Annotated in this window: 13 protein-coding genes and 1 pseudogene; 5 read left to right on the forward strand and 9 right to left on the reverse strand. The window is 68.8% G+C overall.

The window, feature by feature from the left end:
* Positions 1 to 664 precede the first annotated feature (664 nt).
* Positions 665 to 2887 carry a hypothetical protein gene (locus A6A27_RS30580; protein ID WP_083672993.1) on the reverse strand — a complete coding sequence of 741 codons (2223 nt, stop codon included), beginning with the start codon at positions 2885 to 2887 and terminating at the stop codon, positions 665 to 667.
* A 95-nt stretch (positions 2888 to 2982) separates the two neighbouring features.
* On the opposite strand from A6A27_RS30580, the gene A6A27_RS30585 reads away from it, so the two are divergent.
* On the forward strand, positions 2983 to 4119 hold the full coding sequence (locus A6A27_RS30585; protein ID WP_073838140.1) for an RNA-guided endonuclease InsQ/TnpB family protein: 1137 nt from the start codon (positions 2983 to 2985) through the stop codon (positions 4117 to 4119).
* 473 nt (positions 4120 to 4592) lie between these two features.
* Here A6A27_RS30585 and A6A27_RS30590 read toward each other — a convergent pair whose 3' ends face one another.
* On the reverse strand, positions 4593 to 5582 hold the full coding sequence (locus A6A27_RS30590; RefSeq protein WP_073838117.1) for a LacI family DNA-binding transcriptional regulator: 990 nt from the start codon (positions 5580 to 5582) through the stop codon (positions 4593 to 4595).
* A gap of 206 nt (positions 5583 to 5788) precedes the next feature.
* On the opposite strand from A6A27_RS30590, the gene A6A27_RS30595 reads away from it, so the two are divergent.
* Positions 5789 to 10636: a glycosyl hydrolase 115 family protein gene (locus tag A6A27_RS30595; RefSeq protein WP_073838118.1), complete on the forward strand. Its 4848-nt coding sequence runs from the start codon at positions 5789 to 5791 to the stop codon at positions 10634 to 10636.
* 107 nt (positions 10637 to 10743) lie between these two features.
* Here the strand turns inward: A6A27_RS30595 and A6A27_RS30600 are convergent, their stop codons facing one another.
* The 3 genes from A6A27_RS30600 to A6A27_RS30615 all read right to left on the reverse strand — a co-directional run bounded on the left by A6A27_RS30600 (position 10744) and on the right by A6A27_RS30615 (position 12818).
* Positions 10744 to 11106 (reverse strand): hypothetical protein, encoded by a 363-nt coding sequence (locus A6A27_RS30600; protein ID WP_073838119.1) that lies wholly within the window; start codon positions 11104 to 11106, stop codon positions 10744 to 10746.
* Positions 11107 to 11894: 788 nt separating this feature from the next.
* Positions 11895 to 12440, reverse strand: coding sequence for a hypothetical protein (locus A6A27_RS30610; RefSeq protein WP_073838120.1), 546 nt, complete (start codon positions 12438 to 12440; stop codon positions 11895 to 11897).
* Between the two features lie 147 nt (positions 12441 to 12587).
* A complete protein-coding gene (locus tag A6A27_RS30615; RefSeq protein ID WP_073838121.1) occupies positions 12588 to 12818 on the reverse strand; it encodes a hypothetical protein in 231 nt (76 codons plus the stop codon).
* A 237-nt stretch (positions 12819 to 13055) separates the two neighbouring features.
* On the opposite strand from A6A27_RS30615, the gene A6A27_RS46950 reads away from it, so the two are divergent.
* Both A6A27_RS46950 and mraY read left to right on the forward strand, forming a co-directional pair.
* The gene (locus A6A27_RS46950) at positions 13056 to 13178 is read left to right on the forward strand and encodes a hypothetical protein (RefSeq protein WP_274534604.1); all 123 of its coding nucleotides are present in this window, start codon (positions 13056 to 13058) and stop codon (positions 13176 to 13178) included.
* Positions 13175 to 14278, forward strand: a complete 1104-nt coding sequence (gene mraY / locus A6A27_RS30620) for a phospho-N-acetylmuramoyl-pentapeptide-transferase (protein ID WP_073838122.1) — start codon at positions 13175 to 13177, stop codon at positions 14276 to 14278. Before A6A27_RS46950 ends, mraY begins: the two co-directional genes overlap by 4 nt.
* A gap of 278 nt (positions 14279 to 14556) precedes the next feature.
* Here mraY and A6A27_RS43615 read toward each other — a convergent pair.
* Positions 14557 to 14679 (reverse strand): annotated as a pseudogene (locus A6A27_RS43615) (IS3 family transposase); the annotation flags it as partial.
* 179 nt (positions 14680 to 14858) lie between these two features.
* On the opposite strand from A6A27_RS43615, the gene A6A27_RS30630 reads away from it, so the two are divergent.
* Positions 14859 to 15893, forward strand: coding sequence for a nuclease-related domain-containing protein (locus tag A6A27_RS30630; protein WP_198940518.1), 1035 nt, complete (start codon positions 14859 to 14861; stop codon positions 15891 to 15893).
* Positions 15894 to 16213: 320 nt separating this feature from the next.
* Here A6A27_RS30630 and A6A27_RS30635 read toward each other — a convergent pair whose 3' ends face one another.
* The 3 genes from A6A27_RS30635 to A6A27_RS30645 are packed head-to-tail and all read right to left on the reverse strand — an operon-like array spanning position 16214 to position 22830.
* The gene (locus A6A27_RS30635; RefSeq protein WP_083672996.1) at positions 16214 to 17020 is read right to left on the reverse strand and encodes a CPBP family intramembrane glutamic endopeptidase; all 807 of its coding nucleotides are present in this window, start codon (positions 17018 to 17020) and stop codon (positions 16214 to 16216) included.
* A 7-nt stretch (positions 17021 to 17027) separates the two neighbouring features.
* Positions 17028 to 21578, reverse strand: a complete 4551-nt coding sequence (locus A6A27_RS30640) for a non-ribosomal peptide synthetase (RefSeq protein ID WP_073838124.1) — start codon at positions 21576 to 21578, stop codon at positions 17028 to 17030.
* A gap of 7 nt (positions 21579 to 21585) precedes the next feature.
* Positions 21586 to 22830 (reverse strand): LLM class flavin-dependent oxidoreductase, encoded by a 1245-nt coding sequence (locus A6A27_RS30645; protein WP_073838125.1) that lies wholly within the window; start codon positions 22828 to 22830, stop codon positions 21586 to 21588.
* Positions 22831 to 22909 lie beyond the last annotated feature (79 nt).

A 22909-nucleotide genomic window follows, 5' to 3' on the forward strand; every position in this document is an offset into this window, starting at 1 on the left:
TGGACAGCCCTTAACGAAGGGCCGAGGCTAGGTCGCGCTGAACCTGTTCAACGGAATCAACCTCAACACGATCGTCTACCACGTGGCCGCGGATGCAGGCACCCCTTGAAGTCCCTGACCATTCTCCCCGGGTGGCCGCAGCGAACCGCGCGGCCACCCCGGGAGAATGGTCTCGCGCCCCTATCCGTGCGGCCAGGCGACGCCTCGTCCTCGAAGCTCGATCCCGCAGATGCTGCGTCGGCGGTTCGCCGACCTGACCACCGCCCACGTCCGGGACATCGTCGACATTCGGGCGACCGGCCCCACTGCGCCTCGACCCCGGCCCGCGGGCGCTCTGACCTCTGCACGGGTGGGCTGTGAACGGTCGACGCCGGCGACGTTGCGCTGGCCGACGAGGACGGCGCGCTGTTGTGCCGGGCCGACCGGGTGGGGGAGGTGTTCGACCTCGCCGAGTCGATCAGGGACGCGGAGCGACGGCGGGCCGACCGGAGGTGTGCCGGGGAGCCGCCGCGCGCCCAGATCGGCCTCGGGGCACATCTGGCCGCCCGGGCCGAGAATCGGCGCTGACCTTCCGGGAACACCTGCGGGCAGTGGGCCCGGCGATCGAGGAATCAACAACGGGGCGGGTGACCGGCGAAGCCGGCCACCCGCCCCGTTCCGTCCGTCACAACGCCGGGGCAAGCCCCTCCCACCGGACCACCCAGCCCTCCGGGAATCCGGGTGCGGTGCCGTCGGCACCGGCGACCCCGGTCGCCCCGCCCGGCACGTCTGGGGAGTCACCCCAGCCCGCGCACATCATCGCGATCGCGTACAGCAGCCCGCCCGCGGCCGGGAAGTATGGCGAAGGGACCCCCTTCTTGCCACTGGCCGGCAGCCCGGTGTCGGTGAATCCGAGCCGCTCATGCAGCAGGAAGTCCACCGCCCGTACAGGGTCCCCGAGGCGGGCGGCGTTCATCGCCAGCAGCGGGAAGTCCCAGCTGTACAGGTCGGTCACCGGCCACGTCTCGTACACCTTGGCGGTGGTCGCGCGCATCGTCTCGACATCCACGCCGTCGCCGGGCAGCATGCCGTACGGGGCGACCGGGTCGGGGTGGTTGGTGTTGAACCGGGTCCACATGTCCGGCACACCCTCGTAGAGCACGTACCGGCCGTCCTGCACCGGCAGCGGCGCCAGCCGGGTGAGCACGTCGTCCCAGCGCGCGTCGCGGCCCAAACCCAGGCGTTCGCGCCACTGCTGGGCGATCCGAAGCCCGAACCGCCAGTACGACAGCTCAAAGGTCGGGTTCGTGGTGGCCCCGGCGGGGTTGCGCTCGTTGGCGCACATCAGCGGCGGCCCTAGCACGTAGCGGCCGGTGCCGTCATCGTGGGCGAACGACGCCATGAACTCGGCGCTATCGAAGATCACCGTCTGCCACTTGAGCAGCGTCCGGCGGATCGGGTGGGCCTGGTAGTCGAGTTCGGCCAGGAAGATTGGGTGCGGCTGCTGCCAGAGCAGCAGGGCGGTCGGCACGTTCGGCGACTCGCGTCCGGTCGCGTCACCGACAGCAGTGGTCATCTTCGGCCACCGGGCGCCCCGGAAACCCTGCTCGGCGGCGAGCTGCCGGGCGCGCGGCAGGAACCGGGAGTAGATTTCGGTGCTGCGGTCCAGCAGCGGCCACCGGTCCCAGAGCGCGTAGTGCGCGGCGTGCCACCAGTACATCTCCATGTGGAACTTCCCGTACCAGCCGTTGTTCACCAGGCCCGACTCCTGCGGCGGCTCATTGCCCGCCTCGTTGACGGCCAGGTGGTACTGGCTGAGCACGATCCGCCGCTCCAGTTCCCGCCACCGGGGATCGCTGCTGCCGGACAGGTCGACCGCCCCTCCCGTCTGCCAGAAGCGGGGCCACCAGGACGCGCTCTGCGCCGACACCTCTGCGGCTGGTGGGGCCGCCCGGTCCACCTCCGGTGCGAAGTGGCAGGTGAGGTCGAGCCGCTCGGAGCGCCCGCCGGTGATCCGGTAGCGGTGCCGCGCCGGGTCCTCCCGGGTCACCGTCGCGCCGGCGGTGAAGGCGAGTGCGACCTGGTACTCGGTCTCGTCCAGGACGTGCGCGATCACCGCGCCAGCGGCGCCGCGGGAGGACAGGGTGGTGGTGTGTGCCTGCGGCCGGTCCCAGAAGCCGACGTACGGGGCGGAGAACTTGTCCTGCCCGGCGGCGGTCGCGTAGGGGAAGTCGAGGAACGCCGTGAGCCGGCCGAGCGCCACCAGGGGCGAGGTGATCCGGACGCCGACCGCGTCGATGCCGGGGTGGCAGGAGGTCTCCACGGTGACCGGATGCCCGTCCAGCCGGAAGCTGCTGTGCAGCACCCCGGTCCAGGTGTCCAGCCGCTGCACCGTGTCGGTGAGGTCGGCCTCGGTGGCCTCGGTGCCGTCGGCCCTGAGCAGGCGCAGGCCGATCCGGCCCAGGTTGATCCGGTGCGGGTTGCCACGCAGCCAGTTGTGCAGCTCCGGCTCGTTCTTGTCGTCGGTCCAGTAGTAGACCGGCCGGCCGTAGGTGTCCCAGACCGTGCCCTTGTAGTCGGCGATGGTCTTCCCCGGCGGCAGGGCGTCGCTGTGCCAGCCCCAGTCGGACAGGGTGGAGAACGGGACGAACGTCTGCAGGCCGGTGACGTCGGCGCCGAAGGCGAACCGGCCGTTGCCCACCTGGACGGGCAGTTCCCGGTCGCTGGCGTACCGGACGACCGGGTGGCGGGAGACCACCGCCCGCCGGTCGATGCCCGGTCCGGGCTGCGGGGCCGCCTGCGCCGCTGCGGCCTCCGCGGCGAGGACCTGGGCCATCAACGGAGCGGCGGCGAGCGCGCCGGCTCCCCGCAGGACAGTGCGTCGGCTGATTCTGCGTTCTTCGGTCATCGGATCTGCGGCGTGGAAACCCGGCCGTTCAGGGCCGGGAGGAAACGCCTCCTCCCTTCGGATGAATGTCTTACGTGGACGGTAAAATGTGGGGCGTGGGTGAGGTGGTGAAGCGGGCGTACAAGTACCGCTTTTATCCGTCTCCTGAACAGGCCGAACAGTTGTCCCGGACGTTCGGGTGTGTGCGTCTGGTCTACAACCGGGCGTTGGAGGTGCGGACCCGGGCGTGGGCGGTTGACCGCCGGCGCACCACCTATGTGCAGTCGTCGGCGTGGCTGACCGAGTGGAAGCGCACCGAGGAGTTGGCGTTTCTGAATGAGGTGTCGTCGGTGCCGTTGCAGCAGACGCTGCGGCATCTGCAGGCCGGGTTCGTGGCGTTCTGGGACAAGCGGTCCCGGTATCCGAGGTTCAAGTCCAAGCGCAAGTCCCGGGCGTCGGCCGAATACACCCGCTCCGCCTTCCGGTGGCGTGACGGTCAGCTCACCCTGGCGAAGATGAACGCCCCGCTGAACATCGTGTGGTCGCGGCCCCTGCCCGAAGGGGCGGAACCGTCCACGGTCACCGTGTCCCGTGACGCTGCCGGCCGCTGGTTCGTGTCCCTGCTCGTGGAGGACCCGGCCGTGAAGCCGCTGCCGCCCGCAGCGGCGGAGGTTGGTGTGGATGCGGGCATCACCAGTCTGCTCACCCTGTCCCACCCGATTCCCGGAATCAGCGACGAGGAAGGCAAGGTGGCCAACCTGCGGTACGGGCAGGTCGACCGGCGCAAGCTGGCCAAGGCGCAGCGGAACCTGGCCCGCAAACAGGACGGCTCCAACAACCGGGCCAAGGCTCGGATGACGGTGGCCCGGATTCATGCCCGTGTCGCCGACCGGCGGCGGGACCATCTGCACAAGCTGACCACTCGACTCGTCCGTGAGACTCAAACGGTCGCGATCGAAGACCTCAGCGTGCGGAACATGCTCCGCAACCGCCGCCTCGCTCGTGTCATCTCCGACGCGGCCTGGGGTCAGTTCCGCAGCCTGCTGGAGTACAAGGCCACCTGGTACGGGCGTGAGGTGATCCCCGTCGACCGGTGGCTGCCCTCGTCCAAAACCTGCTCCGGGTGCGGGCGGATCAACACCACCCTCGCCCTCAACGTGCGCGCCTGGACGTGCCCGGGTTGCGGGGCCGAGCACGACCGGGACATCAACGCTGCTAAGAACATTCTCGCCGCCGGGCTGGCGGAGAGGTAAAACGCCTGCGGAGCTGATGTAAGACCTCAAGGGAAACCTCCCGGAAAGGCAGTCGGCGATGAAACAGGAAACCTCACGGGCGACCGTGAGAATCCCAGCCCCTTTCAGGGCCGGGAGGATGTCAACTGTGCGCCTCTCCTCGGGGCGGGGACGATGCCTCGCGGTTCGGGGCGAACGTGAATCGGTTCAAGGACCCGGGTCACGCTACAAAGGCACCGGTGGCGGCTACAACCCTTGCCGGCGAACTCGGCCGGATCCGGCCACCCACCCCCGACCACGCAGCGGACTTCGCGAGCATGCTCGCGGGGCCCGCGCGGCACTGGTCGGGCTGGTGGTCACCCAGCTGCCGCACGGTCATCAGGAGGCCGGCTTGCCTTTCTGGTACGGCCACGTCGAGGAAGGCGTCGAGGTTTCCGTTGGCATTGGTGGTCGGCAGGCGCTTGTCGCGTTCGCCGCGCCGGCGCCCGCGCTGCTCAGGCGCGGTGTTCCGCTGGGCCGGACGACTCGCGAAGCACCAGCTCGGTCGGCAGGCGGATCGCCTCGCCGTCGCCCTGTCGTGCGGCGAACTGCTCGATCACGAGCTCTACCGCGAGCCGACCGGCGTGCGAGCCGGGCCCAGCCAGGGTGGTCAACGAGGGATGGACGAAGTCGGCGGCGAAGATGTCGTCGAAGCCGATCACGCTGATGTCGGCCGGGACGCGAACACCGCGCTGGGTGAGGCGTCGGATGATGCCGATCGCCAGGAGGTCGTTGTGGGCTACGACCGCCGTCACATCGGTGCGTAGTGCTCCGTCGGCGGCGGCCCCGCCGTTGGCGACGTTGGGGGTGTACGGACCGATCCGGTGTGCCGTCAGACCGTGCGCTTCGGCCCCGGCGCTCAGTGCCGCCCAGCGCGCCGCACCCATCCAGGAGCTGGGTGGCCCGGCGCAGTAGGTGAAGCTCTGGTGCCCGAGCGAGGCCAGGTGTTCCAGGATCTGCTGACAGCCGGCGGCGGTGTCGAACGTGACGCTGGTCAACCCGGGCAGCTCTCGGTTGAACAGGACGATCCGGTGCAGTTTGGCGAGGTCGCGCAGGACCTCGTCGTGGAGTCGGCTGGAGGCCAGCAGGAACCCGTCCACGCCGGCGGCCAGGTCGCGGATCTGGTTTTCCTCGATGCGCCGGGATTCCTCGGCGTTGACGATCACGAGAGTGACGTCGGACGCCTTCGCGCGCTGCTCCGCGCCGCGGATCAGTTCGAAGAAGTGGGGATTGGTGATGTCGGACAGCACCATGGCGATGGTGCGGTGGCGTGGACCCGGAAGTGCGCGGTTCTGCGGTCTGTGCTGGTAGCCGAGCTGTGCGGCGGCAGCGACTATCCGCTGTCGCGTCGCTTCGTTGACCCGGCCGGGCTTGTTGAACGCCCGGGAGACCGTCGACGCGGCTACGCCGGCAGCTTGCGCGACGTCGAAGATGGTGGGCTCCACGAACGCATCTAGCCACGACGATGGCAATTCTGGCAACACCTTGCAGAAGTTGTCGCCTGGTTCCTAGGTTGCGACCGTGCCGGCCGCACGGTGACCGTGTCGGACGAGAGGAGCGAGGGATGTCGCAGCCCGGGCTAAGAGGTCGAGGTGTGCAGCACGACGAGCGCAGTTTCGCGGGTCGGGCGAGGCGGTGGTCCGCGGCTGTCGTGACCGGCGTTGTGCTGGCCGCGTCCCTGACGTCGGTGGAGGTGACGCCGGCGCACGCATCGTCGGGTGGCTTCACCATCTTCAACGGTCACACGACCTCGCCGATCCTGATCGACCCGTCCTACGGCGGCGATCACGCCGATCGGGACTACACGCAGGTGCGCCGCGCGGTTCAGGACCTGCGGCAGGACGTCGCCATGGTGACCGGGGCGATCGATCCCGGTGAGGTGCAGGCCCTGTTCGTCGACGACGAGTCGGCCAAGGAGGCGCGGTTGGCGAAGGCCGACCGGAGCAAGCTGCCGGCCCTGCTGACCGAGGCCGCGGGTCAGCAGAACGCGATCATCGTCGGCCAGATCGGTCAGAGCCGGCTGGTCGACGAGATCGTCGCGGCCGGCAAGTTCGACGAGGCCGCCGGGATCAAGGGCAAGTGGGAGGCGTACGCGACCAAGACCATCAAGAACCCGGTCCCCGGGGTCGACAACGCATTGGTGATCGCCGGCAGCGATGCCCGCGGGACGATCTACGGGATCTACTCGATCTCCGAGGAGATCGGCGTCTCTCCGTGGTACTGGTACAGCGACGTGCCGGTCAAGCAGCGCGACGACATCGACGTCAAGGGCAAGACCCGGGTCGACGACGGGCCGGACGTCAAGTACCGCGGATTCTTCATCAACGATGAGGAACGCACCGTCGCGTGGGCGAAGAGGAAGTTCCCCACCGGCAACGGCACGCCTGATGTCAACTTTTACCGGCACGTCTTCGAGCTGATGCTGCGGCTGAGGCTGAACACGCTGTGGCCGGCGATGCACCTGGCCTCGAGGGCGTTCAACGCGGTCACCGACACCGGGAGGTACGACACGGGGACACCGATCAACGCGCGCGAGGCGGCAGTGTTCGGTGTGGTCGCATCGTCGTCTCACGCGGAGCTGATGCTGCGCAACAACGAGGGCGAGTGGCGACAGTGGTACGACCGCAACAAGGACGCGCTCCACATCAAGGGCGCGGACGCCGTGGCGGCCTTCGACTATTCGATCAACAAGCCCGCGATCCTGGAGTACTGGCGCCAGCGGGTGGTCGCCAACGCCGACTTCGAGAACATTCTTGCCCTGGGTATCCGCGGCGTGCACGACAGCGATCCGGTGTTCACCCCCGGTAACCCGTACGGGTTCAAGGACAAGGTCGAGATGGAGGCCGACGTCATTCGCGAGCAGCGCAGGCTGATCGCAGCGGTCTACGGCAGCGCCGACGCTGTGCCGCAGGTGTTCATCCCCTACAAGGAGATGAACGATCTCTACAACGCCGGGCTGAAGGACCACATCCCCGCCGACGTGACCCTGATGTGGGCCGAGGACAACCAGGGCTATCTGCGGCAGGTGCCCACGCGGACCGAAGCCGCCCGGTCCGGCGGGAACGGCGTCTACTACCACGTCTCCTACTGGGGTGAGCCGAAGAGCTACCTGTGGCTGAACTCGACGCCGATGTCCTTGATGGTGCAGCAGCTGCGTCGGGCGTGGAATTCCGGTGCGGGGCGCTACTGGATCCTCAACGTCGGGGACATCAAGCCCGGCGAGATCAAGCTCGACCTGTTCGCCAAGCTCGCGTGGGACGTCCAGGGCTATGACGACACGACCATCGGGAGCAGGTTCCTCACCGAGCACGTGCAGCGAGACTTCCGGCTGAGGGGCAACAACGCTGCCGTGGTCGCCGACGCGCTGAAAAGGTTCGACGCGCTCGAGAACACCAAGCGCGCTGAGTTCTGGGGGGAGATCAACTCGTCCAACGCGAACTCAGGAAGGATCCACGCCGGTCAGGTCTTCCCGTTCAGCGCTACCTCCGACGGCGATGAGCTCCAGCGCTACATCAACGAGTCCAACGAACTGGTGAGGATTCTCGAGGGCGTCTCCGCGAAGCTCGACCCGCGCTATCGCTCCGCGTTCTATCAGCAGGTGCTCCACCGGGTCCGGTCCTACCGCAACATGGCCGAGCAGATCGGCTACTTCTGGAAGAACCAGCTCGCTGCCGCCCAAGGCCGCTACGCCAGCGCGGGCAGCTACGAGCTGCTCTCGAAGCAGGCCCGTGAGCGCATCCTCGCCGACGAGGACTACTGGAACACGATCAGCGACGGCAAGTGGGACCACGCCATCGGCCACAGCCATCCCGAAGGCTTCCCGAACGAGGGCACCGTCATGCTCACCAACGACCGGTATGCCCGGGTGGCCGCACCGACCGATGCGGTGGGCGCCGCCGCCGAGGGGAGCAAACAGCCCGGCCGCGGCACGCTGACGTTCAACTCAGGCGCGCCCGACGACCAGCGGTTCTTCGACGTGTTCTCCCGCGACGACGTAGCCAAGCCGCAGGAGTGGGTCGCCGAGGCGGACGCTGCGTGGATCACCCTTTCTCAGCGCTCGGGCACGACCGCGACAGAGCAACGAGTCACGGTGACGGTCGCCAAGGACCACCCGGCCACGACGGGAACGATCCGGGTCTTCAACGCCGCCGGCGGCGCTAAGGTCGGCGACCAGGTCGCGACGTTCACAGTCGACGCGGCGCGGGCCGCCGTGGACCTGCGCCGGGTCGCCGAGCCGGCGCACCTGGAGGCCAACGGATACGTGGCCCTCGAGGCCGAGCACTTCTCCGAGAACCTGCCCGGCGCCGACGGGAGCCGGTGGGCCCCCCTTGAAGGCGTGGGCCAGCGCGGGGCATCGATGGGCAGCTTCCCGGAGATCGCGCCCCGGGTCGACTCCGGCTTCGAGACGACCGCCCGCCTGAGATACCGGGTCCATTTCACCTCCACCGGGAGGTTCACCAGAACCTTCTACCGAATTCCGACGCTGAACGAAGGCACCGAGGACAACGGCACGCCGCGCACCGCGCGCACGGCCGTCGGGCTCGACGACCAGGTCCCCAGCCTGCTGCGCGGCAACTCCGTCGCCGGTACGAGCACCAGCCCCTGGGGATTCAACATCATGCACGGGATCGAACCCCTGACCTTCACCGTCGAGGTGACCACGCCGGGCTGGCACGACCTGATGGTCTACCGCTCGGACACCGCGATCCTCTTCGACCGGATCATCATCGAGACTCGCGACGGCGCGGTCGGTGACGGCCTGGTCGGCCCGCCCGAGAGCCCGAACAACATCGCCGCACCCCAGACGGCGACCGTGGCGGCACTTCCCGGCGTAATGCCGCAGCTTCGCCGGCTGCCTGCCATCGAGACGTCGGTGGGCCGGACGAGCAGGGTCGAGGGTGTGACGGGCGTGGTGGCCGCGGAGTCGGACAACGAGACCGCCGTGTCGGCCGCGGTCAAGGACGGTGCGGTGACCATCACCGGGCGCAGGGCCGGGCGAGCCGAGATCTCCATCACCGCCGGTGGCGGTGAGGCCTGGGTGCTGACCGTCACGGTGGGCAGGGGCGACGGTGCGCCGGTCGGCCCGTACCTGGAGCAGGACGGCCTGGTCGTCCTTGATGCGGCCGACGCGCTCGAGGACACTGCCTCCGCCCACGCGACCGACAGCAACAACGGAACGCACGCGTGGGCGTTGGCTCGCAACGGCCTGCAGGTCGTCCCGCCGGCCGACGCCAGCGCGAAAGCGCAGTGGCTGGCGACCTCTGCTGCCCAGGCCGAGGCGTTGTTCACGGCCGGCCCGACGCAGAAGGTCAACGGGAGTTCCGCGGCGGGAGCCCCACCGCGGCTCGACTTCACCGTCGACATCCAGACCGGCGGCACGTACTACCTGTTCGTGAACTCGAGCAACCCGAACGCCGACGCCGACTCCTACCACCTGGTCGTCGACGGACAGTGGCGATACCAGTCGGGCAAGAGCGCACCGGAGACCGGGTTCGAGACCTGGTACGGCAGCACGAGCGTCACGGGTGCCGCGCTGGCGCTCAAGCCGGGCGAGCACACGATCACGCTCGCGCCTCGTGAGGCCGGGATCGTACTCAACCAGATCGCCCTGACCACGAACAGCGCGCCGGGCTTCTCCGGATTCCTCACACCCAGCGGCCGGGGCCACCGGCTGCCGGCGATCCAGGCATCGGTGGGCCGGACGAGCACGGTCGAGGGCGTGGCGGCCGCCGCGGCCGCGACGTCCGACAACGAGACCGCCGTCACGGTCGCCGTACAGGCCGGCGAGGCCAGGCTCACCGGGCACAGGGCTGGGACGGCCAAGGTCTCCATCACCAACGGCCGTGGTGAGACCTGGGTGGTGCCCGTCACGGTGAGCAGAGGCGAAGGTGCGCCGGCCGGTGCCTACCTGGAACAGGACGGCCGGGTGGTCATCGATCCGGCGGACGCGCTGGAGAAGAGCGCTTCCGCTCGTGCGACAGACAGCAACAACGGGACGCACGCGTGGGCGCTGGCTCGTAACGGCCTGCAGGTCGTCCCGCCGGCCGACGCCAGCGCGAAAGCGCAGTGGCTGGCGACCTCTGCGGCCCAGGCCGAGGCGTTGTTCAAGGCCGGCCCGACGCAGAAGGTCAACGGCAGCTCCGCGGCGGGAGCACCACCGCGGCTCGACTTCACCGTCGACATCCAGACCGGCGGCACGTACTACCTGTTCGTCAACTCGAGCAACCCCAACGCCGACGCCGACTCCTACCACGTGCTCGTCGACGGGCAATGGCGATACCAGTCGAACAAGTCCGGGCCGGAGACCGGCTTCGAAACCTGGTACGGCAGCACGAGCGTCGCTGCGGCCGCATTGGCACTCAAGCCGGGTGAGCACACGATCACGCTGGCACCTCGCGAGGCGGGGCTGGTGCTCAACCAGATCGCCCTGACCACGAACGACACACCCGGCCTCACCGGCTTCCAGGCCCCCAGCGGCCGGAGAACGAGCGCTTCATGACGCTCTGACATCGAGCAGAGCACCATCAGATCCTGCCCTCGCTACCGACCGAGACGGCCGAACCTTCCAGGTCCGGCCGTCTCGTCAAGTGCGGAGCGCGTCCCGCCTCAGCCCACGCCGCAGTTGTTGTTGCGCGCCGGCTGGGTCAGCTTCTCCTGGCTGCCGAACTTCACGTAGACCCGCAGGTAGCAGGGCAGATCGACGTCGCCGTAGTAGCTCGTGACCGTGTTGTCGTAGTGAGTGGTGCCGCTCTGCGCTACCTGCCAGGTGCCGCTGTCGCCCGACTGGATTTCCCAGTAGACGTCGCCGGAGCAGCCCTCCAAGCCTTGTGCCCAGGAGATGATGTTGGCCCCGTTGTAGATCTCGGACTGCACCAGGGTGCAGGTCGCCGCCTGTGCCGGAGCGGCGCCGACGAACAGCCCGGCCGTCAGCAGCGCCCCCGCGCCGAGCGCTGACATCAGCTTGCGCATGGTCCCGTACCTCCAGGTGAACGATGGTCGATCTTCATCGGAGGGTAGCCCCCTACGAAAACAAGTTTCAAGGCCCTGCTGCTCACCAGTCGAAAACTTTCACTTTGCCAAGAGGGCAGCGGTTTGCAGCGGTCAGCAACGGGTGTGTAGCGACCCAGGCGCGGGTGACGGCTGTGCCAGTGAGTCCGCGTGGTAGACCGAAGGCAGCGCGAGGTGGGTGCGGGCCGTAGTGGGCTGCACGCACAGGACGGGCAGCTCGCTTCCGGCCCTGGTTGGAACTCAGGATTGAACTCAAAACCGGAGTCTGAGTTGGCACTCCGGCCAAGGCCGGAGTCGTTCGTAGCGCCAACCGCCTTCCCTGGTCTTCGAGCGACGGGGAAGATCATGCATCGATTATGGTCGGTTCGATGTTCGTCACGCTTCGGATCCCGATCCTTGACCTACGGTCGTTCGCCGAGGGCAAGTCGGTCGCTGAGTCGGTACGCCTTCCCCGGGCATGGACCGAAGGCGAATTCGTCGGTGGCTCCAGACCAGTGCGGCGGCGACCGAAGAGGCCCGTCGGAGATTGGCCGGCGGAACGTTGCTACGTCGACTACGGCAACATGCTGCGGTTCGCGCCCGACGCGATCAGCGAGTTGAACCAACACAGTCCCGTGGAGTGCGGCATCAACCGACTCAAACGAAACCGCGCCGTGGCCACCCGATTCGACAAAGCTGGCCGTCCGCTACGAGGCCACCATCCACCTCGCCGCCATCGACGAATGGCTGTGACCGACTTCGACACAGGCCTAGGAGTGGGAGGGCGAGGGTACCGGCGAGGAAATCAGGTGCCTGATCCGTTCGTCTAGCGCGTCGCCAATTGACGGGGCAGGTCCGGAGAAAGCAGCAGCTTGGAGAGGTTTCGGGAAGATCCGCCGAATGCTGTCCGGGTATACCCCTTCCCCATCTTTCGGTTCCTGATAGCTGACAGGCGGTCCCAGCCGCACGGCGATCGGCATCGACACGCCGCCGAGCCGGCTGAGGTCGGTATCAGGTCCCTTCGCGACGTCTGCCTCGCTCAGCCACTTGCAGAACACGTGTGTGTAGATCGTGTCGACCTCGTCGACGGCGTCAGCCGAGTCCGGCGTCACCCCGAACACCGAGGCAACGCAGACCGGCCATGGGCCCGGCTCGCGGATGACTTCCGTGCGAAAGGCCGGGTCGTGCTCGAGTGCGTCCACCACCCGCGATGCGAGCTGCTCCCGAAATGGCTCGGGCAGCTTCCGAGGGTTGGGCACTGACAGCCACCGCAGGACGAAGACGCCGGAGGCCACCAGGAGCAGCGGCACGAGCACCAGCGCCCACCGTCGGGCATGCTTCCCATTCACGGGCGTGACCCTAAACCACGCCGGGTCCTGCCGGGAGCCCTCGCTGTGCCGACCACCGGCCGCCGGCTGCCGGCCATTAGTCCCACCACATGCTTGACGAACCCGTCCCGGCATTTACTTGAGGGTGGGCCTAGGAAGCGTGCCCTGTTCGGGGCCAATGGGCGCAGACGTCAACGCATGCCACAGCCGTTGATATTCGGCTGGTTCGCCGATCGCGGCCCGGTGCTGTGGGTGGTCGACGTAGTACCGGATGGTGTCGGCGACGAACCACGGGTGGACGTTGTCGATGCGCAGCCGCCGCCGGTCTAGGGGGAGGATGCCGCGGCGGCGTACCAAGTCCGGCATACCTCACCCTGAACGCCATGACGCTCGGCCGTGTACCGCTCCTGGACAGCTTGCATCGCGCACCACAGTAGACAAGGGATCGCGTCGTTTGGGCTATCTCCGCCGCTTCGGACACAAGTTGAACCTCGGGCCTGGCGCTGCAAGATCGTCGTCGGATTCGTGTCGGCGAGTTACGAACCACGGCGCTGTGAGGTCCAGGGCTGCTCCGCTCGCCGTCGGATGGCAAGCTCGTGTCTCATGATCGACGACTTCGCTAAGGACTATCTGCACGGCCAGCTCAGGTGGCTACGTCAGGCGCTGATCTGGAAGCTCGGTGGGGACGCCGTGAGAAATCCGGATCTCGTGGAGGTTCGCCCGTGAGGGCGGTCATCGTCGCGGCCGCGGTCGCGTTCATCGTCTCCCTGTTCGGCACGCCGGTGGCGATTCGCGTCTTCACCGCGCTCAAGGCCGGCCAGCCGATTCGATCCATCGGGCTCGCCAGCAACCAGGGCAAGAAGGGCACGCCCACGATGGGCGGCGTCGTCTTCATCGTGGCGACCGTCTTCGCCTACGTCGCCGGGCATATCGCCCTGACCACCCTGCCCGAGCGGCAGATCGCGCAGGAGGGGCCGACCATGACGGCCCTGGTGCTGCTCGGGTTGTTCGTCTTCTGCGGCGCGGTCGGCTTCTTCGACGACTTCCTCAAGGTGCGCTGGCGCAACTCCGACGGACTTTCCGCCAAAGGCAAGCTGCTCGGCCAGGCGATCGTCGGCGGCGGGTTCGGCATCGCCGCGCTCTACGTGCCGAGCACCAACGGCCAGACCGTGGCCAGCGAGCACATCTCGCTCATCCGCGACATCAGCTGGCTGAACGTCGGCAAGGTCGGCGCGGTCATGGTGTTCGTCTTCGTGATCATGGCGATGTCGAATGGCGTGAACCTCACCGACGGCCTCGACGGCCTGGCCACCGGCGCGTCGATCCTGGTGCTCAGCGCGTACGCGCTTATCGGCTTCTGGCAGTACCGGCACTGGTGCGCCGACGACGCGTACGCCCGCGTGAACGACTACTGCTACCAGGTCCGGGATCCCCTGGAGATCGCCATGATCGCGGCGGCGGCGGCCGCCGCCTGCGTGGGCTTCCTGTGGTGGAACACGTCCCCGGCGCGGATCTTCATGGGTGACGTGGGCTCGCTCGGGCTCGGCGGCCTGATCGGCGGGCTCGCGGTGGCAACCCGCACCACGCTGCTTTCGATCATGATCGGCGGGCTCTTCGTCATCATCACGACGACCTGGGTGATCCAGATCGTCTCGTTCCGGACCACCGGTAGACGTGTCTTCCGGATGGTGCCGTTGCACCACCACTTCGAGTTGGCCGGATGGAGCGAGGTCAATATTGTGGTCCGGTTTTGGATCGTGGCCGGCGTCTGCGTGGCGGTCGGCCTGGGCCTGTTCTACTCGGATTTCTTGGCGGTCGTTGGATAAGAGCCACGCGACGGGCCTGCGTCGTGCCACCGACGGTGATCCGCCGGGCAGCCTGGTTCCCCTCGGGGGTGCCAGCGTCTGGCAGCAGCATTGCCTAAGCCGGTCGCGGCCAGACCCCTCGGTGCTGTGTCAGCAAGAAGTCAGCAAGAGGTCTGGCGTCATCCATCACGGGGCGACCTCCGGCAGCGGCTGGAGCGCACGCGACGACATCACGTGGTATCGGCTGTGAACTGGCGACAGGCGAGATCGACGTTCACACCAAAGTGATCGGGCAAGTCAACCCGATTCGGGCTGGTGGTGATGCCGTGGGCGGGTAGTTCGTCGGCGATGAACCGGTACCCGAACGCCGGATCATCGGCGTGGATGTCCAGGGCGGCATTGACCAGGAAGGCGTCGTCCCAGTAAAGCGGTGCCTTCCGGTGCGGGCTGGCAGCTTGTGCCCGGCTCCCCCCGACGGGGGTCGCAGCCGGTCCGGCGAGGCAGTGGCCGCCCGAGTCGCCAAGGCGGTGCACCCGGCTGGACTTGATGGTTATGCCTTCTGGCGCTTACGCCGGTGCCCAGACGGCGGCATCATTCGGGAGTGGAGCCCAAACTGACGGTGACGCGGTGGCGTAGGTACGGCAAGGACCGGTTGTACGTGTCCACAGTCGATGGCGTGCGGGTTGGCTGGCACGATCTCGTGTCCGGAGAGATGCACGTGGAGGCAACCGCTGACCGGGATGCCGTGGTGGCCGCGACCGCGCACTGGCGGGAGAGCGCATCGCTCACTGCCGGGGAGGTGATGGTGACTCAGCCCGTCGCAGCTGCGCCGGCCATCGCCGAGCCGACGTCCGACGATCCGTTGGCTGCTGTTCAGCTGCGCGAACCTGCTGTGATCGATGTCGGGAAGCCACCGGAGGGCATCGGGCCGAGTGGGCGGCAGACCTCGCCTGCGGTCGGCGGCGAGGAGCCCGCGGCGGCCGTGGAGGATTGGGAGGACTTGGCGCTGCGCCGTGCCGGTGCCGAGGCTCGCGAGCAGGCTGTCGCACTGCGGCAGGCGGCGCCGGTGCGGACGTTTGTGGCGCGGGTGCTGGGGGTGCATACCGATGAGCGGGCCTGGCGGGTCGGTGCCGATGGTGAGGAGAAGGTCGCCGGCCAGCTCGCCAAGCTGATCAAGCGTGATCCTCGCTGGCGGGTGCTGCACGCGATCCCGGTCGGGGATCGCGGCAGTGACATCGACCATCTCGTGATCGGGCCAGGCGCCGTCTACTCGCTCAACGCCAAGCACCATCGGGGTGCGAAGGTGTGGGTCGGTGGGAACACGTTCATGGTCAACGGGCAGCGCCAGCCGTATCTTCGCAACAGCCGACACGAGGCCGAACGGGCGAGCAAGCTCCTGACCGGGGCAACCGGGCGGCCGGTGGTCGTCACCGGGGTGGTCGTCCCGGTAGGCGCCGACGAGCTCGTCATCAAGCAGGCACCCACCGACGTCCACGTCGTCAGCCGGATGCGGTTGGTCAAGTGGCTGCAAGCCCGTCCCGAGGTGCTCGACGCGACCGCAATTGAGGCGGTGTACGAGGCGGCCCGACGATCAACAGCCTGGCAGACGACCAAGGCCGACCGACCGCAGTCCTGAGCCGCAGCCGCGCCGGTACCGCACGCAACTACAGCAACCCACCGGACCGCAACACGCGGCACCACGCATCGAGTGCCGTGGGTTGTGCTCCAATCGCAGTGCGTGGCGTACTGTGCCAAACTCGCTTGATGCCGCGACCTGGCATTTTGGATATTCGCGTCAGGCTGCCCGGTGGTACTCGTTGATCACCCCGGCGAGTCGTCGTCGGCGCCGTACGGGCCTGTTCGTCGAGATGACAACGGCGGGGTCATGGTTGGATGGCCGCTGCTGCCGGCCTTGGAACTCCAAAACCACATATCGTTAACCGCGCAGCGGCTGCATCAGATCTGTAGATAGACCAGGAGGCCGATCGTGGTGTTGGCGACCACGTGGGCGGCGAACGGATAGCCGATGCCGCCGGTCCGCAGCCGGATCACGCTGAGCAGGTAGCCCCACACCCCGGCCATCACGATGCCGAGCGGCCCGGAAGGGATGCCGTTGGCGTGCGAGATGCCGAACGCCACCGACTCGATCACCAGTGCCAGGTGGATGCCCCAGGTGTTGATGAGTTCGGTCTGCAGAACGCCACGGAACAGCAGCTCCTCCCAGGCCGAATTGACCAGGGCGAATCCCAGGATCGCGGCGAACGCTTGCCACGGGGAGGCGTGCTGCAACTGGCCAAGGAACTCCGAGAGGTTGGGGTCGTCGATGAGGGTCCAGAGGAACAGCCCGAGGACGCTGGTGACGACGACGGCGATGAAGAGCGCGATCCCGCCGGGCGTCAGCGGACCCCACCTCAGCCACGGCGCAATCGGACGCAGCAGGCCGCGCCGGTGCAGCACCCAGCCCGCCAACGCCGGCGCGACCACGAACAGCGTCGTGACCAGCGCTGGCGGGAAGCCCGCGAACACGTACAGGGAGAACAGGAATGCGACCAGGTCGCAGCAGATCACCAGGCGGAGCACGGCGGGCGACGGCCGCAGGGCCGCGAGCAGCGTGATGAGCAGCAGGGCGATGCCGCCGGCCAGGGTGAGGGCGGGGCTCTCCGGCACGAGGACCACGGCGATGGCGAGGGCGGTGCCCAGGGTCAGCGTGCGCTCGGTGCGGGAGGAGGATGCCACCACCGGCATGGTCATCGAATCGGGCATCGTTCTCCTATCCGAATTGCGCCTCGAACTCCTCAATCTCCCATTGTTTCAGTTCGACCAGCGCCACGTCCGAAGGGGTGAGTCCGTTGGCCCCGGTCCGGGTGACATAGTCAGCCAGCTCGTGAAGGATGGCGAGCCAGCGGTCTGCGATCTCGCCGGCCGTTCCCTCGTCGAGGACCTCTTCCGGCCAGGTCATGCGGAGGGACAGGCGGGGACCGCCCGGTTCCATCTGGACGATCGCCACGACGTCCAGGGCGTGGGTCAGCGGCATCTGCGGCGGCTGATCGGTCAGCGCGAAGGAGCTCTCGTCGGTCAGCCAGTAATCGTCGCCGCCTCTGGCCATCCGGAACCGGCCGAGGTAGTTGAACCGGACCTCGGGGGCCGGCAACGCGGCCAGCACCGGGCGGGTCACCGGGTTGAGGTAGCGCAGCAGCCCGTACCCGACGCCCCGGAGGGGCAGCGCGCGCAGTTGCTCCTTCACCCGCTTGAGCGACTCGACCGCGCGGACGCCAGGGGGGAGGTCGCCGGCCAGGTCGAAGCGCACCGGATAGATGCTGGTGAACCATCCGACGGTGCGGATCAGGTCCAGGCCGGGTACGACGTCCTCGCGGCCGTGGCCCTCGAGGTCGATCGGTACGCCGGTGCGGCTGCCGGTGACCTCGGCGAGCGCCATTGCCAGGCCGGTGATGAGCATATCCTGCGCGTCAGCGCCGAACGCCTGGGCGGCCCGGTCGAGGAGTGCCTCGGTCTCATCGGCGCCAAGGGTGCGCACCAGCGATCCCACCTTGCCGGCCCGGTCCCGTTCCGCATCGAGGGGGCGGTTGGCCAGCGTGGGCGCGTCCGGCACCAGCATGCCGGTCCAGACCTCCAGGGTGTCCGCCAGCGCGGGGTCCTGGGCCGCCAGCACCAGCTGCTCGGCCCAGCGCTTGACGGATGTCGCGGGCCGGTCCACGGTGGCCTGCCCGGCGGCGGCCAGGTCGGCTAGCAGAATGTGCCATGACACGGCGTCCACCGCCAGGTGGTGGGCGACCAGCAGCAACTGCCCCGCGTCGGCGAACCAGACCACCTCCAGCATCCGCCCCGCCGCGGGATTCAGCCGATCGCGGGCTTGAACGAACTCGCTGCTCAGATCTCCACCGGTCACCCGCCGTACGCCGTTGCGGGCGTCAACCGCTCCGACCGGCGGGACGGACAGGCCCCACACCGTGCCGTCGCCGCTGCTGACTAGGCGCGCCCGCAGTGCGTCGTGCCCGTCGAGGACCGCCTGGACCGCGGCGACCAGCTGCTCCTCGCCGAGCGGCGGTACCTTCACCACCAAGCTCTGGTGGAAGCCCTGCACGTCGCCGCCGATCTCGCGCAGCCAGTGCATGACCGGCGTGGCCGGGACCCGGCCGGTGCCGTCGTCCGGCGCGGCTCCGCCCGCGTTCTCAGGCGCCGCGGTCGACGCCGCGCCGGCCAGCAGGGCGGGCGTCCGATGCCGGAACACGTCTCTGGGGGTCAGCAGCATGCCCGAGTTGCGGGCCCGTGCGGCCACCTGGATGGCCAGGATGCTGTCGCCGCCGAGCACGAAGAAGTCGTCGTCGGCGCCGATCCGGGCGATGCCCAGGACGTCGCCGAAGATTCGGCACAGGTCGTTCTCCTGGGGCGTGGCCGGCGCGCGGCCACCGGACCCGGAGGCCAGGTCCACCGGCGGCAGCGCCTTGCGGTCCACCTTGCCGTTCTGGTTCAGCGGCAGGGCGTCCAGCGGGACGAGCACGGTCGGTACGGCGTAGTCGGGCAGTTGGTCGGCGGCGTATGCGCGCAGGGCCTGAAGATCGGAGCCGCCGACGACGTAGCCGATCAGGACCTTCTGCCCGGCCGGGCCGTCTACCGCGACGACCACGGCGTCGGTCACGCCCGGCGCGCCGCGCAGGACCGCGTCCACCTCGCCGGGCTCGATCCGTTGTCCGCGGATTTTCAGCTGGAAGTCGCGGCGGCCGAGGAAGTCGAGTTGCCCGTCGGGGAAGTAGCGCACCCGGTCGCCGGACCGGTACATCCGGGCGCCGGTATCGCCGGCGAACGGGTCGGGGAGGAACTTCGTGCAGGTCCGCATCGGATCGGTCAGGTAGCCGCGGCCCACCCCGATGCCGCCGATGTAGAGCTCGCCCGGCATACCGAGCGGCACCGGCCGCAAATTGTCGTCCAGCACGTACAGGCGGGTGTTGCGCAGCGGGCGGCCGACCGGCACCCGGGCCACGTCGTACGGGGAATCCTTGGTGAGCACGGCGTGCGAGACGTCGTCGGAGCACTCGGTGGCGCCGTACGCGTTGATGATGTTGGCATTCGGATGGAGGGCGAACCAGCGCACGCACATCTCCGGCGGCAGGACTTCGCCGTTCACGATGTACCAGCGGAAGGCCGGCAGGTCTGGCGCGGCGGTGGCCGGCCCGCCGCCGCTCCACGCGGCGAGCGTCGCGCGCATGAAGGACGGCACCACCTCGAGGATGGTGACCTTCTCGGCGGCGATCAGCTGGAACAGCGCGAGCGGGTCGGCGGCCATCTCGTTGCCGACGATCCGGGTGTGGCCACCGACCAGCAGCGGCGCGACCATCTGCCACACCGAGACGTCGAAGGTGAGCGGCGCATTGTGCGCCACCGAATCGGCGGCGGTCATGCCGAGGTCGCGGACCTTCGCCACAAGGTGATTGATCATCCCGTGCTGGGAGACCATCGCGCCCTTCGGCCGGCCGGTGGAGCCGGAGGTGAAGTAGACGTAGGCGAGATAGTCGTCGTCCCCGGCCAGCGGACCGAGGTTGTTCGGGGCGTCGCGGTCCTCTTCGAGAACCACGATCTCGATCGGCCGGTCCGCAGCGGCGGCGATCGCCTCCGCCAGCCCGGCGTGCTCAGGCTCCACGAGCAGAAGACCGATCCCGTTGTCGTGGACGAGCGAGGCGTTCCGGGTCGGTGCGGCATCCACATCCAGCGGGACGTACGCCGCGCCCGCGCCCCAGATGCCCAGCATAGACGCGACGACCTGCACTCCTCGGCCGGTCAGCACGCCGACGAGCACCTCCGGTCCGGCGCCCGCCTGCCGCAGCTTGCCGGAGATCGCGCTGCCCCAGCCGACCAGCGCGGCGTAGTCCAGGCTGGTCCGGTCGTCCACTGCCGCGACGGCCCGGGGTGACTCCGCGGCGACCTTCCGGATGCGCTGGACGACGTTTTCGAAGGACTCGCCCTCGTCGGTGGCGTTCCAGTCGACCAGCACCCGCTTGCTCTCCGCGGGCAGCAGGACCTCGGTGTCGGCGATCGGGCGGTGCGGGTCGGCGGCCAGCCGTTCCAGGAAAGCCAGCACGCGATCGGCGTGCAGGTCGAGGTCGTCCGCGGTGTAGCTGCCCGCCGTGGCCGCGAGGTCGAGCACCAGGTCCGGGCCGGCTCCCGGGTGCGCGGTGAAGGCGATGTCCTCGACCGGGCCGTACGACACGTAGCGCAGCGTTGCCGGCGTCCCGGCGAAGTCGAACCGCTGGTCGATCGGCAGGACGTTGACCTCAGGCCCGTACAGGCGGCGCCCGGAGTCGAGATAACCCAGGTCGCGCCGGAGGAACTCCTGGTTGTACCGCTGATGCCGGACCAGCCGCTGAGTCTGCAGGCCGACGGCCCGGATCAGGTCCACGACGGTCGCGCCCGGTTCGACGGTGAGCCGCAGCGGCAGGACGTTCGAGATCATGCACGGCGTCCGGAGGGCGGCGGGCGTGCGCCGCGCGGTCACCGTCATTCCCAAGACGATGTCGCGCGCGCCCGTGGTGCGGTGCAGGTAGGCGGCGACCCCGGCGAAGAACGCACCCGGCCAGCCCTGGCTGGACAGGCCCGCGGCGGCGGTCAGCGAGTCCAGGGCCGGCGGCGGGATCGTGCGGGTCAGGCGCAGCTGGCCGTTGCCGGGCAGCGACACGGTGTCCGCGAAACCGGCGACCTCGGGCCGGTCGGCGAGGTGGTCGTTCCAGAAGGTCCGGTCACGCTCGAAGTCCGCCGAGCCGCGGTAGCCGGCCTCCTCCTCCAGGAGTTCCTCGACGGTCGCCCAGGATGCCTCGGGGCAGCGGGCCCCGGTCACGTCGGCGGTGTAGAGCTCGGCGACCCGGCGGGCGAGCAGGCCGGCGCCGTACCCGTCGATGACGACGTGGTGCGCGCGCATGTACCAGATCCAGTGCTCGTCGCCGAGGGCGAGCAGGGCGGTTGCGAACAGGTTCCGCCCGGTGAGATCGGCCGGGCGGTCGATGTCGGCGGCCATCCAATCCACCGCGGCCTGCCGGGGCTCAGCCGTACCGGTCAGGTCGACGTGCGGGAAGTCCATGTCCTGGGCCGGCGCGACCACCTGGTGGAAGCCGTCATCGTCGACGGACACCTGCAGCCGGATCGCCTCGGACTCCTCCATCACCCGGCGCACGGCCCGGTGCATGGCGGACCGATCGAGCGGGCCGGTGATCTCCACATACTGGCCGGCGGTGTAGGAGCGGTCGTCCGGGTTCAGGTACTGCGCCGTCCACACGCCGGACTGCGCGGCCGAGAGCGGGAGCCGTGACTGCATGCGTATCTCAGCCCTTCTGCACCGCAGAACGCGGCAGCGCGGTCGGCATGGCGGTACGGGGTACCCGGTATTCCGGGTCCACCTCGAGGGCGGCGGTGCGGCGGGCCAGTGCGGCCTCGATCGCCGGGGCCAGCCGCTTGGCCTTGGCCAGCTCCGCGCTTTCGTGCCGCTCGGCGAACTCCGGCATTACCTCGCGGGCGAACAGCTCCATCGAGGAGCAGATGTGCTCGTGTTTGATCCGGCCGGACTGGGCGACCAGCAGGATCTGGTCCACACCGGCCGCCTCGTATTCGCGGAGCGTCCTGCGGATCTGCTCCGGGGTGCCGATGCCGCTGTACGCGCCCTCGAGCACCGCGGGAAACTCCTTGTCGACCTGGTCCCGCGGCGTGTCGAGCCCGAGGTCGCGAGCGAGGTCGCTCTTCCCGGGCACGTGCGAGCCCAGACCCCAGTAGTAGGCGAGCGACCGGGCGAAGAACCGGTGGTCGGCCAGCCCGCGCTCGCGCGCGGTGGCCTCGTCCTCGTGGCACATCAGGTAGAGCGTCATGGCGACCTGGGGATTGACCGAGTAGCCGGCCGGCACGCATTCCTCCGACTCGATGGTTGCGTAGTAGTCGCCGATCCACTTCTCGGCCTCGTCTGGTGCGACGAAGGAGAAGGTGAGGGCGCCGAGGCCGTGCCGGGCGGCGTGCGTGAGGCTCTCCCGCTTGCTGCACGCGGTCCACATCGGCGGATGCGGCTTCTGCAGCGGCTTCGGCACGATGTTGCGCGGCGGCATCTGCACATACGTGCCGTCGTAGCCGGCAAACGGCTCCTCGACGAACATGCGGGTGACCGCGTCGATCGACTCCCGCCATTGCGCTCGCTTGGCCGACATCTCGATGCCGAACGCGCCCAGCTCGACCTCGGTGCTGGACTCGCCGGTGCCGAACTCGGCCCGGCCGTTGCACAGCAGGTCGAGCATGCCGATCCGCTCGGCCACCCGGGCCGGTGCGTTGATCCCCGGCGGGAGCACCATGATGCCGTGGCCGAGCCGTATCCGCTCGGTGCGCTGGCTCGCGGCGCCGAGCAGCACCTCGGGCGCCGAGCAGTGGCTGTACTCCTCGAGGAAGTGATGCTCCACGGCCCACGCGTAGTCGAAGCCGAGCCGGTCGGCCAGCTCGATCTGCGTCAGCGTGTCGTGCACGATGCGCAGCTCTGAGTCTGGCCGCCACGGCCGAGGGAGCTGAAGCTCGTAGAACAGACCGAACCGCATGATCGCCCCTTCGAGAGGAATGCTGCCGCCGGGGAATACGATAAGAGGAATTCGCGGCCTGCCGAACCTGAGTTTGCCG

The organism is Micromonospora sp. CB01531 (assembly GCF_001905095.1).
GTDB lineage: Bacteria > Actinomycetota > Actinomycetes > Mycobacteriales > Micromonosporaceae > Micromonospora.

Excerpts from the sequence above, each read along its gene's own strand:
- A6A27_RS30600 (WP_073838119.1), bottom strand. The coding sequence starts at position 11,106 with ATGCGCAAGCTGATGTCAGCGCTCGGCGCGGGGGCGCTGCTGACGGCC.
- A6A27_RS30615 (WP_073838121.1), bottom strand. The coding sequence starts at position 12,818 with ATGCCGGACTTGGTACGCCGCCGCGGCATCCTCCCCCTAGACCGGCGG.
- A6A27_RS30580 (WP_083672993.1), bottom strand. The coding sequence starts at position 2,887 with ATGACCGAAGAACGCAGAATCAGCCGACGCACTGTCCTGCGGGGAGCC.
- A6A27_RS30645 (WP_073838125.1), bottom strand. The coding sequence starts at position 22,830 with ATGCGGTTCGGTCTGTTCTACGAGCTTCAGCTCCCTCGGCCGTGGCGG.
- A6A27_RS30635 (WP_083672996.1), bottom strand. The coding sequence starts at position 17,020 with ATGCCCGATTCGATGACCATGCCGGTGGTGGCATCCTCCTCCCGCACC.
- A6A27_RS46950 (WP_274534604.1), top strand. The coding sequence starts at position 13,056 with ATGATCGACGACTTCGCTAAGGACTATCTGCACGGCCAGCTCAGGTGG.
- A6A27_RS30640 (WP_073838124.1), bottom strand. The coding sequence starts at position 21,578 with ATGCAGTCACGGCTCCCGCTCTCGGCCGCGCAGTCCGGCGTGTGGACG.